Below are 15,355 nucleotides of genomic sequence, written 5' to 3'. Positions count from 1 at the left end.
TTTTTTGAAAAATTAAACTATTGATAATTTATCACAAATAAATTATACTCCGTTCGTGGAAGAAGGATTTTTAAAATATTATATGATTTTTTAAATGAATTTATAATCTCTGCACAGTAGGCAATATTCCCTTCAACTCAAGTAAATCATCTATTACTAAATCCGCCTGAGCAAGTTCATCTTCTTGCGCAAAATCAAAATTACATCCAATCGCAATCAAGTCATTATCTTTAGCTGCGTTTATATCAGATAACCGGTCCCCAACTACAGCTGCTTCTTTTATATCATATTTGTTTAAAATACTTTTTACTAAGTCGCTTTTATTAAGTGAGTTTATTTGCTCAATACTAAATGTTTCAGTAACCCATTGTTCTAAATCATAATAAGATACGATTGCTCGTAAATATTCAGTTAAACCATTACTAGCAATATATATTGAACAATTATTTTCTTTTATGTATGTAAAAACTTCTTTTACGTTCGGGTATAAAGCACCTTTTCCGCTCTTAATGTTTTCAATTAATCTTTCTAAAAAATATACATCTGTTTGTTCTCTTACTTCAATAGAATGATTCGGTAATAAAGCTTCCCAAACTTTCGGCAAAGGCACACCCATAATTTCACGGTATTTTTCAATAGGTGTTACCGCATCCCATAATTGTAGTGATCTTAAGTAATCAAAAGTATCATCTAACGATAATTCTAAAATTTTATCAGTTTGAAATAACGTTCCGTCCATATCAAAAATTAATGCTTGTAACATGTCATTCTCCCCTTTTGAACTATAAGTTTTACTCGATATATTTTTCAGCATCTCAACGATAATTTCTGAACAATAATTTGCGGCAGTTTTCGCGAAGTCGTCATAAGAAATTTGCGCTTCATCATCTGCACTGTCAGAAATACATCTTATAACGAGAAATGGTACTTCATTTATGTAAGCAACATGGCCAATTGCTGCACCTTCCATTTCTGTACAATGTGGTGCATATTCGTCTATTAATTTCGCTTTTAGTCTTGAATCCTCAACAAAACATTCACCGCTGACGATTCTTCCTTCATGAACCCCTATATGTAAACTACTACTATTGCATGCTGTACGTGCTAACTCAACTAATTCCATACTTGCGACAAATTCTTCTTGGAACGGGAATAAGTTTTTCATTTGAGTTTTACTTACATCATGGTGGGTAACATTCGTTGAAATAACGATATCACCAACTTTTACATCTCGGTGTAACCCTCCAGCAATACCCGTATTGATAATAGCATCTACATGAAATTTATAAATTAATGTTTGTGTACATGCGGCTGCATTTACTTTCCCTACACCAGAACGTGTAATAATTACTTTTGTTCCCATGAATTCGCCAATGTAAAAAGGCATTCCCGCAATCGTCTGTTCTTCTTGTATAGCTAGTTTTTCTAAAAGTAAGTCTATTTCGATTTGCATTGCTCCGATAATGCCGATTCTGTTCATGAATGTAGTCTCCTTTATTAATTAATCCCTTTAATTCTTTCAGACATAACCGACAATAAAAATTTCGGAAGTACGAGTTGTCTCTTTAACCGTTTCGGCTGCGAAAGTAACCTATACAGCCATTCAGTTCCTGTATCCCTCATAATTTTGGGTGCTCTTTTTACAGTACCAGATATTATATCAATCATGCCTCCTATACCAATAGATAGCGGCACGTTTAATGTTTGTATGTTTTCATAGATGAATTCTTCTTGTTTTGGTGAACCTAGTCCTACTAGTAATAAGTGCGGCTTGAATTGCTTAATTTTCATTTTTACTTCTTCTATTTCTTCGCCATTTACAAATCCATGCTGTCCTTTAAACTGTGCTCCTGGGAACTGCTCATTTAATTTTTTTAGTGCCTTTTTATTACTTTCTGGCGCAGCTCCAAAAAGAAAGACACGATATTCATTGTCATTACAATATTTTATTAAATCGTGAGTGATATCTGCCCCAGTAACACGTTCTTTCAAAGTTCCTTTTAATATTTTCGAGCCTATTATGACGCCAATCCCATCCGCTGTTATTAAATCTGCAGAAAGTAACATCTTTTTAAACTGCTTTGATTTAGCCGTGCTTTCCTTTGCAGACATAACAATTTCAGGATTTGCAGTTACTACAAACCTTGGTTTCTCTTGTTGTTCATGTAGCCAACCTTTTAATAAACTTATAGCTTTTTCATATTCTAAAGTTGAAAAAGGTATTCCCTTTATAAGTTGGGGATCCACTATACTCTCTCCTTACATAAGCCTCAAATATTCATCAACATCTTTAGAAATTTGTCTAAAAGCTTTATCCCAGAATGCATAACTTGTTATATCGATTTCAAAATGTTTTTTCATCAGTTCTTCCACCGGAGCTTTTCCTGTTTCTCGTAAAAATTTTTTATATTTCAAATGAAAAGCACTTTTACTTTCATTAGCTATTTCTAATAAACTAAAACTAGCTAAATACCCAAATGTGTATGGATAATTATAAAAAGGAACATCTGCTATATAAAACTGAACATATTTCATCCAAACAAACGGCTGATATTCTGATAATGCATTCCCGTATACTGTTTCTTGCGCTACTATAGATAATTTCTCAATTTCATCAGCACTTAAAGGACCTTCTTTACAATTTTCATAAAAATTTTTTTCAAATTCAAACGATGCTCGTATTGCCATTACATAATTAAAACAGTTTCTTATTTTCCAACTAAGTAATGACTTTTTCATATCTAAACTATCTGTTGTTTGAATTAGATAGTTTAAAAGTACTGTTTCAAAGAAAATAGACGCTGATTCAGCTGTACTCATTGGCAAATAATCATCTAAAAAAGAAGTAGATTGTTCAAAACTCATATTATAAAAATGCCAAGCATGTCCTAGTTCGTGCGCAAGTACTCTTACACTATCGATACTTCCGTCATAACGCATAGAGATTCGTGATTCTTTTTCACTGAAAAAAGGAGCACAAAACCCACCTGGTGGTTTATTATCTCTCGGTTCCGCATCTACCCATCCATTCTCTATTGCATTCCGTGCAAATTCTGCTAATTCTTCATCTATATTTTTTAATGCATCATATATATTTTGTACTGCTACTGAAAAAGGAATAATAACCTCATTATTTTCCTTTACTGTCATAAGTTCATGCCATGTAATCGAAGCTCTACCTTTCTTATACACATTTAAAGCACTAACTAATTTATCTAGATTTTCTTCTGTCGCATTCCACATTTGTAATAATACAGTTTCAGTAATACCATTCGCATGTAGAGATTGCGTTAAAATCCGTCTATCTTCTAATTCATTACTCTTTGTATTACGTATTCTCCCTATTTGATTTAATACAGTAGCAAAAATTTCTTTTTCCTTATGTAAGGCATTTGTTAATAACTCGAATACTTCTACTCTTTCCTTTTCATTATCACTATTCATTGCAATATTATTCGCTTGTCCAAATGATATTTGCTTATTATTGTGCTCTATTTCTATCTTATTTCTTAATTGTATGTACATATTTTCCCATGCACCAAGTTCATCTTTTATTAAATTAGTATTAAGATTATTGGAAGTTTCCATTTCACTTTTCTGTATTACTTGCTGTACTTCTTTTTTCAAATCTTTTACTGTCATAGTCGATATAGTAAGGTCAGATGAAATACTTTCTTCAGCAGATCGGCAATACAAATAGTATTCTGCTTTTTCAATAGATTGTATAAGTTTTGAAAGAATCTCTACATCTTTTGTCGCATAATATTGTTCTTTCAACCTCAATATTGGAGTTACAATATCCTCAATTGGATACAATCGATCTAAATCCCACCTAGTAATTTCATGCATTTTTATAGCCGCCTCCTATTTTTACAAATAGTTACAGATATTCACCCTCACAATTATAAACGAAATGTAAAAAATTTAATATCTTTAAATATTTAGATTTCTACAAACGCATTCTTATTTATATTCTTTTCTTCTGCTACTGCAACGTACATAGCATAAACAGATAAACGATACAGCTACTGGAATCAGTATTACTCCTCCAATAAAAGGATAAACTACTACGCAACATGTAAAAGCTACTATAGAAAAAATTTTACCTAACCTATTCCTTATTAATTTCATTCCAGCTGCAGTACCGACTATGTATGTAACAATCCCCAACGAATTCGGTATTAAAACAATTTTATCTATGCTAATATGGAAAACGAAACTTATTAACAAACCTATTATTGCAATAAAACTTACAACTTTTACTGCATTTGTTGGTGTTTCTCTTTTTTTATTAATCTGCGCTAAATAACACGGTGCAACTTCTTCTTTTCCTAGTGAATAACCTAAGCGCCCGATACTTGCGATAAATGCATTTGTCGTCCCTAAACAAATGATAAAAGCTACAAATCCAATTATCCATGCAAATTGGTCGCCTAATGCTTGCTTCATTACAAGCACAAGAGCTGTAGTATTATCAGCATTTATATGATAGGATTTCGTTCCAATTACTGATAATGCAATACCTATATATAAAACTCCAATAATTATAATCGCAAATCCCGTAGATAGAATAATATTTCTTTTTCTAGGTGTTTTAAATTCTGGAGCTAAACTTGCAATAGCTTCCCAGCCGAAAAAAGACCAAAAAATTAATAATGATGCTTCTAAAATCGGATTTATTTCTTGCATAGAAATATGTATATTTATATTTTTCATTTCAATATAAGGTAGTGAACTAATAACTGTTACAATTAAAATAAAGAAAGTTAATACACCAATACATATTTGAAACGATCCACTCGTTTTTAACCCGAATAAATTGAAACCTATTGAAATACTTAAAATAATAAGCGCTATAACGTAAGAAAAATATGATGATAAAGCAAACACTCTCACTATATACATTCCACCAGTCATTGAGACTACGATTTGTCCAATGCTACCTGCAATAAAGAAACACCATCCTATAATAGCACCTATATTTTTACCGAAAGCTTTTTCTGCAAACGTGGCAATTCCACCTGCACTTGAGTACTCAATCGATAAAAAAGCGAATGTGAATGCAAGTGGAATACTAAGTAATATCATAATAAGCCAAGAAACAATCGCATTCCCTTCTGCAACACTCGCTGTCATACCAGGTAATATAAGAATTCCTGATCCTAAAACCGCTCCGACGTATAAGGCTGTTCCCTTTTTAATAGAAATTGTTTCATCAAAATGATTAGACATTTCATGCACCTCCATTTATATTTTAATTATAGAAAGTTATCAATCTATTCAATATACAAAAGTGCATGTAATTTAACATAGGATTTTATATTATGTATTTGTTTAAGAAATTTACTTTTAATTTTGCAAAGGAGCATAATTCATGGATGAAATTGATAAGAAAATAACGCTATTACTACAAGAAGATGCCAGAATGACAATTACAGAAATGACCGAACACTTACACCTCAGCCGCCCTAGTGTTACCGAAAGACTAAAGAGATTACAAGATACTGGAATAATTGAAAAATATACGCACGGATATCATTAGATGCTGTTGGAAAATCAATTCAAGCATTTTTAAGAATTGAAAATCTAAAGATTCCTTGTAAAAAATTTGAGGAAAAAATATACGGAGAACATAGAATACTTGAATGTCACCGAGTAACAGGTGAAAGTAGCTATTACTTAAAAGTAGCAGTTCACTCTATGAAGGAATTAGAAGAATTAATTGATATCGTTATTCCGTTTGGAACAGTCAAAACTTCGATGATTTTATCTTCACCAATACCATATCGACCGGTAATCACAGATTAAAGAAAAAAGGATTGATCAAATGATCAATCCTTTACTCTACTTCATTTAAGAAAAATAACGTTATAACGCCAGGTCCTGTATGTGCTCCGATTGCTGCACCAATTGTATTTACGATAAATACTTCACAACCGAATCTTTCCGTAATTAATGATTTTAATGCTTCAGCTGTTTCTAAGTCATCACCATGAGTCATACCGATTGTTTGACCTTTAAGGTCTTTACCACGCTCTTCCATAATATCAACAATTCGGCTTAATACTTTCTTTTTCCCTCTTACCTTTTCAAGTGGTACAAGTTTTCCTTCTTCCACGTTTAAGATAGGCTTAATGTTTAGTAAACCACCGATAAAACCAGCTACTTTACTTAAACGTCCACCTCTAACAAGGTACTGTAAGTCAGCTACAGTGAAGATGTGCTCCATATGGTTCATTAGAAAAGCGACACGGTTTAAAATATCTTCTTTTGATGCGCCGCCTTTTGCCATTTTAGCAGCTTCTAAAACGACAAGACCTTGACCAAGCGAAGCACATTTCGTATCAATAATTTCTAAATCTAAATCTGCATATGTTTCTTTTACTTCCTCTTTAATGACAACTGATGATTGATATGTACCAGACAGTTCAGATGAAAAAGCTAAATATATACAAGGATTACCTTCTTTTGCATAAGAAACAAATTTTTCTTGGAAAGTTTCAAGTGAAGGCAACGACGTTCTATAAACAGCGCCTTCTCTCATTTTTTGCAATAATGTAACTGACTCTAATGTAACTCCATCTAAATACTCTGTTTCTGCTTCATCATATACACGGAGTGGAATTAAATCAATATCATATGCTTGCAGCAATTCTACTGGTAAATCCGCCGCACTATCCGTAATGATTTTAACACCCATTTTTAAACCTCTATTCTGTTATAAATATAAAATAATAAAATAAAAAATAGTACTTTTAAATTATATACGTAAAACTTAAATGAAGAAAGGAAAACACTTTATATTGTATGCACTATTCTTCAAAACTTGAACCTTTACTAAAAATCATTCTATTTTAACTATTTATTATTCTTTCTATAACACAAATGATTTTATAATTATTTTGCATTTATATATTTTATTTTTTAATTCAATATAGTCTTTTCAAATTTATACTATTTAAAATTTAAAAGCCAAATCCAATAAAGGAAACGGCTTTTAAATTTTTTAAAAAATAACCAAACTTTATTTTCCATCACATTGTTTGTTTACATTATTATTTATGCAATGTTAAATATTATTCCAGTTATGATTAATATTTATAGCCTGTACTAGAATTAAAACAGTGAATATTTATCACTAAGAAGCAGCATATATAAAAAACAGGTTAAATATTTTATAGAATATTTAATTTTACTAGTAAAGCTAATAAAATTTGGAGAAGAATTTGAACATTTACTGCTATGTCTGTATCCGTAGTCGTAACTGTAACATTTCTAGAATTTCTAATAACAGTTTCTTGTTTATTAACTTGTTTAATAGATGATTTTTGAAACAATTCTTGTGCAACACGATCAGCTTTTTCACTATCTGCTATAGAAATACTTATTATCACCACGATAGCTGCTTGTAATGCAGCTTGAATAGATAACGCAGCTTTTGTGTCTGTAGTAGTAACTTCTACATCTGCTGAATCAACAATTGTAATTGATTCTTCAGAAATTTGGTAAGTTTTACTTTCTTGCGCAGCTGCTTCTGAAACGCTAGCATTTTTAAAAGATGGATGAGGATTTGAGTAATCTAATGCACTCCACTTTTTATTTTCATCTGAATGACATGTTTTGTCCATACGTTCACCCCCTTTCAATCTAAATAATTATTAACTTGTGATTGTATTTCAGAAACAATACTTTTAATTTGCTGCTTTTTTTCTGGCGATAAATTTTTTAGTTTTTCTTCATTTATCCCATGCCTATTAAAAATATCTGAGAGTAAAAGGTCTATGATTATATTCTTTTGATCCTTATCAAACTTAAAGGAAGAAAATTTGTTTAAATCATCCATTTACAATATTCACTCCAATCAATTTTCTATAAAATTTTTAAATAACTACCAGCATTATATGTAATTTAATAAAAATTGCTTGGACAAGTAACTCAATCTTCTATTTCCACTTATTTTTACTAATAAAATCAAAAAGCTGGCTTCTAATAAGAAGACAGCTTTCCTTCACATAAACATAAGTTTCATTTACTGTTAAATAATGTATTTAAATTTTGCTATTTTGCAGTTTTCCACACTTACTTTCCCATTAATATTGAATATTAATTCAGTCATAATAAGAATTCCAAGCTTGTACCACATATATTACAACAAAAAATATTTACTTAGAGTGAACCCTTATAGCTAAATATAAACAGATTAGAAACATTATAAAATGTTTAGTTTAACTAATAAAGCTAATAAAATTTGAAGGAGAATTTGAACATTCACTGCAATATCTGTATCAGTAGTTGTTACGGTTACGTTTCTGGAATTTTTAATAAATGTTTTTTGTCTATTAATTTGTTTAATAGATGATTTTTGAAATAATTCTTGTGTTATTTTATCTGCCTTTTCACTATCTGCTATAGAAATACTTACTACAACCACAATAGCTGCTTGTAATGCCGCTTGAATAGATAGCGCAGCTTTTGTATCTGTAGTAGTAACTTGTACATCTGCTGAATCAACTATTTCAATATATTCCTCAGAAACTTGATCGATTTCATCTGCTTGTATAGCTTCCTCTAAAAAATTTGAATTTTTACTAAATGAATAAGAATTTAATATTTCGGAATCCTGTCTTATTGATTCAGAGTCCCCTTTTTTTGGTTCGCAATCCTGTTTTATTGGCTCAGAATCCCCTTTTTTTGGTTCGCAATCCTGTTTTATTGGCTCAGAATCCCCTTTTTTTGGTTCGCACTCCTGTTTTAATGGCTCAGAAACTCGTTTTTTCGGCTCAAACTCCCGATTTAATGGATCTCGGTTTTTCTTTCTTCTACAAACTTCACAATCACACATAAAATCACCCCTTGTAGTCTAAAAAATTAGCAATATGACAATATTGGCTAACTACTAGCATTTTATGTATTTTAAAAAATATTGTTTGGACAAGTAACTTGAATTTTTATTTTATTTCTAATTCTTTTTTCTAATAACAAAAAGCTGCCTTCTAATAGGAAGACAGCTTTTTTTGTGACTATTCTAGAATAGATTTCATACAATATAATTTTTCCTTTCTTATAACCTAAGCTCGTCACTTTAGTTATAAAAATATGAGTATATCCTATAGCCTTTTTGAGGAACCATCCATAATTTATTTCAGAAAAAGTGCTTTGTTTTACTGAAAGGTAGTTGAGGAAACAACCGCCTATTTATTTAAAACAAAATAAAACTTTTATATAAAGGCCCATAATTAAATACACTTAACTTCATATGATATATTGCATCCTTTCTTTTTAGAATGAGTAGTCGTTACTGAAGGGCACTTTTCGAAGTGCTCTTATATTTATATCCCTTTTCTTTTTCTGGAGGATTTTTATCACTCAGACTGATGATTACCAATTTTCCTTAATAGTTTCAATTAATACAGTAGCTACTAACCCTATAAACTCTATACGCTTAAACAATAATGCGTTACCGAACGCATGAACTAATTTTCATTTTGACTATGTAACACTAAATTCACAAGGTTATTATCCTCTGTTTGGTGAAGCTATCATTTCAATACCAACAAACCCACACCTTCAACTAATAACTTAAACAAATGTGCTATAGCTAGTTTTTTTTGATATAGCATCTTACGTTCTATATACTGAAGATAGAGCTAGTATTCTGAAGGAGGGTGTATATGAGTATTCAACTAGCCACATCTAATGATTTAGAATGGATTAATAATCAATATGACTCAATAGGTTTTGTAAGAAGTGATTTAAAAAGGGATAAAGTTGCAATTATTACTTACAACAACGAGTATGCAGGTGTTGGCCGATTAGTCCAAATAGATGAAGATACGATAGAAATGGGCGGGATTTTTATTCTCACTAAATTTAGAGGCCTACAATTAGCTGGGGAACTTGTTTCATTTTTAGTAGAAACTGCGAAGAAATTACAAGTACAACATGTATACTGTCTTCCTTTTGAGGAATTACAAAACTTTTATAAGAAATATGGCTATACTGAGGTTGATACTACGAAAGAAGTAGTTCATCCAATTATTCTAAAAAAATATAATTGGTGTTTAGATCATTATGATAAGCATGTTTTATTATTTAAGTTGTAAGTATGCCTAAAGAGAGCGTATACAAAAATATAAATTACTAGACCACTCAAATAATAACCGTACTTTATTTGGTCACCATCAGCTTCTACAAGTTATACAATTACTACATACGTTTCCTTTTTCCACTAACCTTACTTTTGTATAAAAGATTATTTTGTTTAAAATTACCTTAATTCGTATTCCAATAAACTAATCTGAAGGTGAATTCCTATATAATACAATTAAGTAATTAAAAGGAGCGTTATTCATGATAGATGTAATAAGACTCGTTATCTTTATTGTAGTTGCAATTGGTGCTATTTTTAACATTTACCTAGAATTTAAAAAACCTAAAAAAAGTATATTCTCAATCGTTTTTTTATCAGTACTCTTTATCGGTGCCTCAGGTTTAATCAAAGATATTTTATCTAAACTTTTATAGTTATTGGATTAAAAATTACTGTTCTGTCAATAATGTAAGTAACATGATTGTATTTCTCCATTCTGCTTTGGAGAGGAGCAGTTAGCTTTTGCTATCTGCTCTTTTATTTAAAACAATTTCATCTATTATCCACAAAATACGTATCATACGCCTTATCAAAAGCATATCCTAACTTTTCTGCCAGTTTAGCAGACGTAGTATTCGCAGCATCCCAGTTTGGATATATCTCTTTTTCTAAACAGGACAAGATTAGCGCTGCACTAACTATAGTCGCCAACCCTTTTCTTCTATGATTGTGATCAGTCGCCACTTCGATTTCAATCCCATTATCATAAATGCTATACGATGATGCACCGCATACAACTTCACCTTGGTACAAAATACTATACCCTATACCTCGTTTTAAATAATCTTCTACTGATTGAAATTGACTTGTAAAATCTTCAGAGACCTTATGTAGTGTAGGGATATTTACGATATGTTCATCTATTCTTCGTAACTCGTATCCTTTTGGAAGCGCTGATATAAAAGATTGTAATTTTGAACGATTAAAAACTTCCGCATTACGTTTGAATTTATAGCGTAAAAACTTATCTATTTTTCTTTCGTAAAATGTTTCTAAACGCTTTTTCCACTCTTCACTATTTACGATTACTAACATTCTATCAGGAATGTTACGTAGTAATTCTTCTGTTTCTTTCCTATTTGGATCCCCAGCATAAAATGTGAAAATCCCTACCGTAACTTGCGCTACTGTTGGGTTTTCAAGATCATTTACCCAAGCAGTACCCATATGTCCTTGTAAATAAGAAAGTAAAACAACGTTATTGAAATCCTCGAACATAGTAACTAATTTTTCTCTCGTATGTATACTCGCTTCATATATCATTTACATTCCCGCTTTCTTTGGAATCAGTTTAACTCTACTTTTCATATATAAACAAAAGTTTATTAAACTATATATAATCGTAAAATATTCGTAAATATAAAATTATTATAACATCTAATAAATAGTAAGCGACTGTCCTGTATAAAGGTTAACAGTAAATATACTTAATAATAATTTGCAATCTACATGTAACCGATTATCATCTTTTATTATGTAATAGCCCTCAATACTCGTTTGAGGGTTCATTTAAATACGTATGTTATAACTCATTCTTATAAATATATGATTCTGTTTCTCCATTTTTATATACTTTAGTCAATTTAACAACTGACATGTACGTATTATTGTCATTCGTCACCATCTTTTTCATATCTTCTATTTCAGCATTACCAGTTCCACTCTTAATTTTCAAACAGTTCGAAATATTGAGGTATCCACTCGATGCGAAAAGAATAATAAACGTAAGATCAGGGAAATTAATGAACAGTATTCCAAACTTTAAAGGATTCGTAGCCGTATCAGATAAAACTAATCGAAAGTTTAATAGTTCCGGCACTTGAACAAAATCTTTAGAAACAATCGCTTCACCTATTATAGTAATTTGCTTTACGACATTCCCCATCTCATCTATAAATTCAGTACAACTAGGTACATCAATTGTTTTTGCTTGTAGTGATAAATTCAATTCTGGATTGTAAAAGTCAAAAAAGAGTGTACTACCCTCTGTTAAACATTGCGGACAAACATTTCCAAGCAAACTAAAATCCTCTTCAATAAATTTAACTTTCGTTTTACAACTACAAACTTTTCCTATTCGAATTGCATCAATCCTAGAGCAATCTACAAAGATAACCTCATTGTCCTCTTGTACGAAGGATACGATACCATTCCTCTTATTAAATGAAAGAAAATAAGATACTACAATTTCGTTTCCGGCGATTACAATACTCTCAACTTTTGTAAAAGGCTCTAGACTTCGCAAAAATTCACAAATACTATTTTGGCAGCATTGATAATTTCGTTTCGGCTCACAACCCACTTACACTCCATCCCTTCCCTATATGTTTTATCTAATACATATACTATGAACGGAGTATAAAAAAGCTTGGACAATATAACTTTAACTCAGGAATATAGGTACTTACTTATCACATTAATAATGAAATTACGCCAATAATGAGTAATAGCACATAAATTTCCCTATAAATACATATAACAATTTCATCTTTCATGAAAAAAACGTTATAATAAGGTGTAGCCTCTACGATTACGTTATAAAGGAGAATAAAACAATGGCTAAAATTAAAGTATACCAAGCAAAAGAAGAAAATATGGATGCAGTAAAGAACATCATTGATGTTGAGGAACAAAACCCAACTACTGAAAACTTACAAAATCTATATGCATGTGTATTAGAAACAGAAGATATGGCATTGCCTGAATCATACATTGAAGAAGATATCTTAATTGATTCTATGGAAGTTATGGTTAACGCTTCTCAAAACAAACTAAGAGACTTAGGTGCATACGATGTAATCGAAGTTCAAAACAAAGGTAAGAAAACACAAATTTTATTATTAGCAGACGAAGAATACGAAATTATCGAAGGCTAATCTAAATCCGTACATACGAAAAAGCTCCTTTCCAATTGGAAAGGAGCTTTTTCATTACGCTTTTGATGTTTCACTCTTTTTATTCGTTTGCTGTTTCTTAATTACCATACGCTCATTTCCCATAAAGAAAATAAATATGAATGCTAGACCTGCTGGTACTAATGCCCACATAAATGTTTGAACAATGGAGCTAGAAAGAGCGTCAATAATTTTATCTAATATGTGCGGCGGGATTTGAGATCTTGCCGATTCTGATAGAATAGCTCTTGAATCTCCTAAAACGTTTGTATTCATTCCTCCGCTCATACCTTTAAAAGCTTCTTCTAATTGATCTTGGAAACCTGTTCTTTGAATCATTCCGAAGATTGTAATACCAAGTGTCATTCCTAATGAACGAATAAAATTACTCGTTGAAGTTGCAGATCCGCGCTGTTCCATACCGAAGTTGTGAATAGCTGCCATACTTAGTACAGAGAATGAGAAACCTACTCCAAATCCAATAATAATCATATAAACCGTTAATAATATACGACTTGTTTCTGGCGTTAATGTGCTTAATAAGAATAGTCCAATTAGCATAATAACAGCAGAAATAATCATAATGTTTCGGTAGCTAAGCTTCGTCGTTAAAAATCCACCTAACTGCGCTGTTACGACTGATCCTAACATCATCGGTAAAAGTAATAATCCTGAGTTTGTTGCGCTACCACCGTATACACCTTGAATGAATAACGGTATGTATACAGTTGCTGACATGAACGCAGCACCGTAACATAATGCAATAATGGTACTCATTCCGAATAAACGTTGTTTAAACATTTCAAATGAAATGATCGGTTCTTCTACTTTACGCTCAATAAAAATAAATGCAATAATTAAAATAGCGAATCCGCCAAATAAACTTAATATAAAGTTAGAATCCCAATCATACTTTTGTCCACCTAGTTCTAAAGCAAACATTAGAGAAACTACTGCACCAACTAAAGTAATTGCGCCAAACCAATCAATTTTTTGCTTTCTATGAACTCGTGATTCTTTATAAAAGAATGTAATAAAAATAAGTGCTAAAACGCCAAGCGGTAAGTTAATGTAAAATACCCAGTGCCAGCTTATGTAATCTGTAATATACGCACCAAGCAACGGACCAAAAATACTTGATAAACCAAATACTGCTCCGAATAATCCACCCATTTTCCCGCGTTTTTCTGGAGGGAAAATATCAAAAACGATAGTAAACGCGATCGGCACTAATGCCCCGCCGCCAATACCTTGGATGGCACGATAAATACCTAACTGTGTAATATTTTCAGCAGTACCACAAAGTGCCGAACCAATCATAAAGACGATTAAACCGAAAATAAAGAATCTCTTTCTACCATACATATCTGATAGTTTTCCAAATATCGGCATACCTGCCATTTCTGCGACCATATAGGCAGAAACAACCCATACAAAATTTTCAAGGCCTCCTAAGTCACCAACGATCGTTCCCATCGCCGTTACGACAATGGTATTATCCATTGATGCCATTAAAATACCTAGCAATAAGCCCGCCACAATAAAGCCGAGCTTATTATTCTTCTCAACCATAACCTTACTCTCCCTCGTACTACTTATATTTGTTTATGTTCTTTTACGACTGCATTCCCTTTTTGGTTAAAACTAGTATGATATTCTACAACACTAATTTCACATCCTGGACCAATAGTAACGTTGTTTCCTCTTACTACTTCAGCAATCGTATGCTCTAAATAAATTTCATCTCCTTCAATGATAGACGTTTGGAGGCTTCCAGCATGACTTGTAAATGGAATAAATCTCGCTTTTTTACGAACGGTAATCTTTTTACCGCCGATTTCTCTCACTTTGCTGCCTTCATAACGAAGTGAAATTTCAATATTTTCAGCATTAAGTAATCCATCACTTTCAAGGCCACCAGTTAGTGATAGTTCTTCAACTTCAATATCTCCTTTCACATTTAAAGCGCCTTTCACATCTACGAAATCACCAGTAAACTTCCCTTTAACTTCTATCATACCTCTTACTTTCGTTTTTTCAATATGGGCATCACTATTCATTTGTGTATTTCCGTATACTTTTACATATTCCGCAGTTACATTTCCTTGTACTTCACTATCTCCATACACAACATAATTTTTCACTTTCATATTACCTTGTACATCACTCGTTCCGTATGTTTTAAATTCATTACAACTCATATCATTAGAAATCGTTCCTTCGCCGCGTATCTTCACTTTGTTATAATCCCCACCTGCTGAACTACCAGAGCCATTGACAGTAAGACTATGTTGATGTTCCATATTACTTT

At 31.7% G+C, this 15,355-nt stretch carries 15 protein-coding genes and 1 pseudogene; 4 read left to right on the top strand and 12 right to left on the bottom strand.

What is annotated here, in order from left to right; genetic code table 11:
* Positions 1 to 100 precede the first annotated feature (100 nt).
* From DN389_RS14280 to DN389_RS14265, 4 genes are all read right to left on the bottom strand, one after another.
* Positions 101 to 1,480: a 5'-methylthioadenosine/adenosylhomocysteine nucleosidase gene (locus DN389_RS14280; protein ID WP_060487097.1), complete on the bottom strand. Its 1,380-nt coding sequence runs from the start codon at positions 1,478 to 1,480 to the stop codon at positions 101 to 103.
* A 17-nt stretch (positions 1,481 to 1,497) separates the two neighbouring features.
* Positions 1,498 to 2,247, bottom strand: coding sequence for a WecB/TagA/CpsF family glycosyltransferase (locus tag DN389_RS14275; RefSeq protein ID WP_060487098.1), 750 nt, complete (start codon positions 2,245 to 2,247; stop codon positions 1,498 to 1,500).
* A gap of 12 nt (positions 2,248 to 2,259) precedes the next feature.
* On the bottom strand, positions 2,260 to 3,849 hold the full coding sequence (locus tag DN389_RS14270) for a M3 family metallopeptidase (RefSeq protein WP_098189791.1): 1,590 nt from the start codon (positions 3,847 to 3,849) through the stop codon (positions 2,260 to 2,262).
* Between the two features lie 114 nt (positions 3,850 to 3,963).
* Positions 3,964 to 5,232: an APC family permease gene (locus tag DN389_RS14265; protein WP_098802876.1), complete on the bottom strand. Its 1,269-nt coding sequence runs from the start codon at positions 5,230 to 5,232 to the stop codon at positions 3,964 to 3,966.
* Positions 5,233 to 5,374: 142 nt separating this feature from the next.
* On the opposite strand from DN389_RS14265, the pseudogene DN389_RS14260 reads away from it, so the two are divergent.
* Positions 5,375 to 5,808, top strand: a pseudogene (locus DN389_RS14260) (Lrp/AsnC family transcriptional regulator).
* Between the two features lie 31 nt (positions 5,809 to 5,839).
* Here the strand turns inward: DN389_RS14260 and DN389_RS14255 are convergent.
* The 4 genes from DN389_RS14255 to DN389_RS14240 all read right to left on the bottom strand — a co-directional run bounded on the left by DN389_RS14255 (position 5,840) and on the right by DN389_RS14240 (position 8,842).
* A complete protein-coding gene (locus DN389_RS14255; RefSeq protein WP_060487101.1) occupies positions 5,840 to 6,700 on the bottom strand; it encodes a DegV family protein in 861 nt (286 codons plus the stop codon).
* Positions 6,701 to 7,175: 475 nt separating this feature from the next.
* Complete coding sequence (locus DN389_RS14250) at positions 7,176 to 7,628, bottom strand: spore coat protein (RefSeq protein ID WP_060631216.1); 453 nt, start codon at positions 7,626 to 7,628, stop codon at positions 7,176 to 7,178.
* 14 nt (positions 7,629 to 7,642) lie between these two features.
* A complete protein-coding gene (locus DN389_RS14245) occupies positions 7,643 to 7,843 on the bottom strand; it encodes a spore coat protein W (RefSeq protein ID WP_000342253.1) in 201 nt (66 codons plus the stop codon).
* Positions 7,844 to 8,209: 366 nt separating this feature from the next.
* Positions 8,210 to 8,842 carry a spore coat protein gene (locus DN389_RS14240; protein ID WP_149237294.1) on the bottom strand — a complete coding sequence of 211 codons (633 nt, stop codon included), beginning with the start codon at positions 8,840 to 8,842 and terminating at the stop codon, positions 8,210 to 8,212.
* An 829-nt stretch (positions 8,843 to 9,671) separates the two neighbouring features.
* Between DN389_RS14240 and DN389_RS14235 the strand changes: the two genes are divergently transcribed.
* Together DN389_RS14235 and DN389_RS28445 are read left to right on the top strand one after the other, a co-directional pair.
* Entirely contained in the window at positions 9,672 to 10,103 is a 432-nt protein-coding gene (locus tag DN389_RS14235) for a GNAT family N-acetyltransferase (protein ID WP_060487105.1), read from the top strand.
* A 247-nt stretch (positions 10,104 to 10,350) separates the two neighbouring features.
* Complete coding sequence (locus DN389_RS28445; RefSeq protein ID WP_088122379.1) at positions 10,351 to 10,524, top strand: hypothetical protein; 174 nt, start codon at positions 10,351 to 10,353, stop codon at positions 10,522 to 10,524.
* A gap of 118 nt (positions 10,525 to 10,642) precedes the next feature.
* Here the strand turns inward: DN389_RS28445 and DN389_RS14230 are convergent, their stop codons facing one another.
* Both DN389_RS14230 and DN389_RS14225 read right to left on the bottom strand, forming a co-directional pair.
* Positions 10,643 to 11,413 (bottom strand): GNAT family N-acetyltransferase, encoded by a 771-nt coding sequence (locus tag DN389_RS14230; RefSeq protein ID WP_098189787.1) that lies wholly within the window; start codon positions 11,411 to 11,413, stop codon positions 10,643 to 10,645.
* Positions 11,414 to 11,672: 259 nt separating this feature from the next.
* Positions 11,673 to 12,452, bottom strand: a complete 780-nt coding sequence (locus DN389_RS14225) for a BC_2878 family exosporium-associated protein (protein WP_098802880.1) — start codon at positions 12,450 to 12,452, stop codon at positions 11,673 to 11,675.
* A gap of 253 nt (positions 12,453 to 12,705) precedes the next feature.
* Here DN389_RS14225 and DN389_RS14220 point away from each other — a divergent pair, with 253 nt between their 5' ends.
* On the top strand, positions 12,706 to 13,026 hold the full coding sequence (locus tag DN389_RS14220; RefSeq protein WP_046954336.1) for a hypothetical protein: 321 nt from the start codon (positions 12,706 to 12,708) through the stop codon (positions 13,024 to 13,026).
* Between the two features lie 54 nt (positions 13,027 to 13,080).
* Here DN389_RS14220 and DN389_RS14215 read toward each other — a convergent pair whose 3' ends face one another.
* Together DN389_RS14215 and DN389_RS14210 are read right to left on the bottom strand one after the other, a co-directional pair.
* Positions 13,081 to 14,616 carry an MDR family MFS transporter gene (locus DN389_RS14215; protein WP_098189785.1) on the bottom strand — a complete coding sequence of 512 codons (1,536 nt, stop codon included), beginning with the start codon at positions 14,614 to 14,616 and terminating at the stop codon, positions 13,081 to 13,083.
* Positions 14,617 to 14,639: 23 nt separating this feature from the next.
* Positions 14,640 to 15,347: a cytoplasmic protein gene (locus tag DN389_RS14210; protein ID WP_098189784.1), complete on the bottom strand. Its 708-nt coding sequence runs from the start codon at positions 15,345 to 15,347 to the stop codon at positions 14,640 to 14,642.
* Positions 15,348 to 15,355: the final 8 nt, after the last annotated feature.

The organism is Bacillus sp. AY3-1 (assembly GCF_008368785.1).
In the GTDB taxonomy this organism is placed as follows: domain Bacteria; phylum Bacillota; class Bacilli; order Bacillales; family Bacillaceae_G; genus Bacillus_A; species Bacillus_A wiedmannii.
This window is presented reverse-complemented; position numbering and strand designations above follow the sequence as displayed.

Excerpts from the sequence above, each read along its gene's own strand:
- DN389_RS14280 (WP_060487097.1), bottom strand. The coding sequence starts at position 1,480 with ATGAACAGAATCGGCATTATCGGAGCAATGCAAATCGAAATAGACTTA.
- DN389_RS14270 (WP_098189791.1), bottom strand. The coding sequence starts at position 3,849 with ATGCATGAAATTACTAGGTGGGATTTAGATCGATTGTATCCAATTGAG.
- DN389_RS14265 (WP_098802876.1), bottom strand. The coding sequence starts at position 5,232 with ATGTCTAATCATTTTGATGAAACAATTTCTATTAAAAAGGGAACAGCC.
- DN389_RS14255 (WP_060487101.1), bottom strand. The coding sequence starts at position 6,700 with ATGGGTGTTAAAATCATTACGGATAGTGCGGCGGATTTACCAGTAGAA.
- DN389_RS14250 (WP_060631216.1), bottom strand. The coding sequence starts at position 7,628 with ATGGACAAAACATGTCATTCAGATGAAAATAAAAAGTGGAGTGCATTA.
- DN389_RS14245 (WP_000342253.1), bottom strand. The coding sequence starts at position 7,843 with ATGGATGATTTAAACAAATTTTCTTCCTTTAAGTTTGATAAGGATCAA.
- DN389_RS14240 (WP_149237294.1), bottom strand. The coding sequence starts at position 8,842 with ATGTGTGATTGTGAAGTTTGTAGAAGAAAGAAAAACCGAGATCCATTA.
- DN389_RS14235 (WP_060487105.1), top strand. The coding sequence starts at position 9,672 with ATGAGTATTCAACTAGCCACATCTAATGATTTAGAATGGATTAATAAT.
- DN389_RS28445 (WP_088122379.1), top strand. The coding sequence starts at position 10,351 with ATGATAGATGTAATAAGACTCGTTATCTTTATTGTAGTTGCAATTGGT.
- DN389_RS14230 (WP_098189787.1), bottom strand. The coding sequence starts at position 11,413 with ATGATATATGAAGCGAGTATACATACGAGAGAAAAATTAGTTACTATG.
- DN389_RS14220 (WP_046954336.1), top strand. The coding sequence starts at position 12,706 with ATGGCTAAAATTAAAGTATACCAAGCAAAAGAAGAAAATATGGATGCA.
- DN389_RS14215 (WP_098189785.1), bottom strand. The coding sequence starts at position 14,616 with ATGGTTGAGAAGAATAATAAGCTCGGCTTTATTGTGGCGGGCTTATTG.
- DN389_RS14210 (WP_098189784.1), bottom strand. The coding sequence starts at position 15,347 with ATGGAACATCAACATAGTCTTACTGTCAATGGCTCTGGTAGTTCAGCA.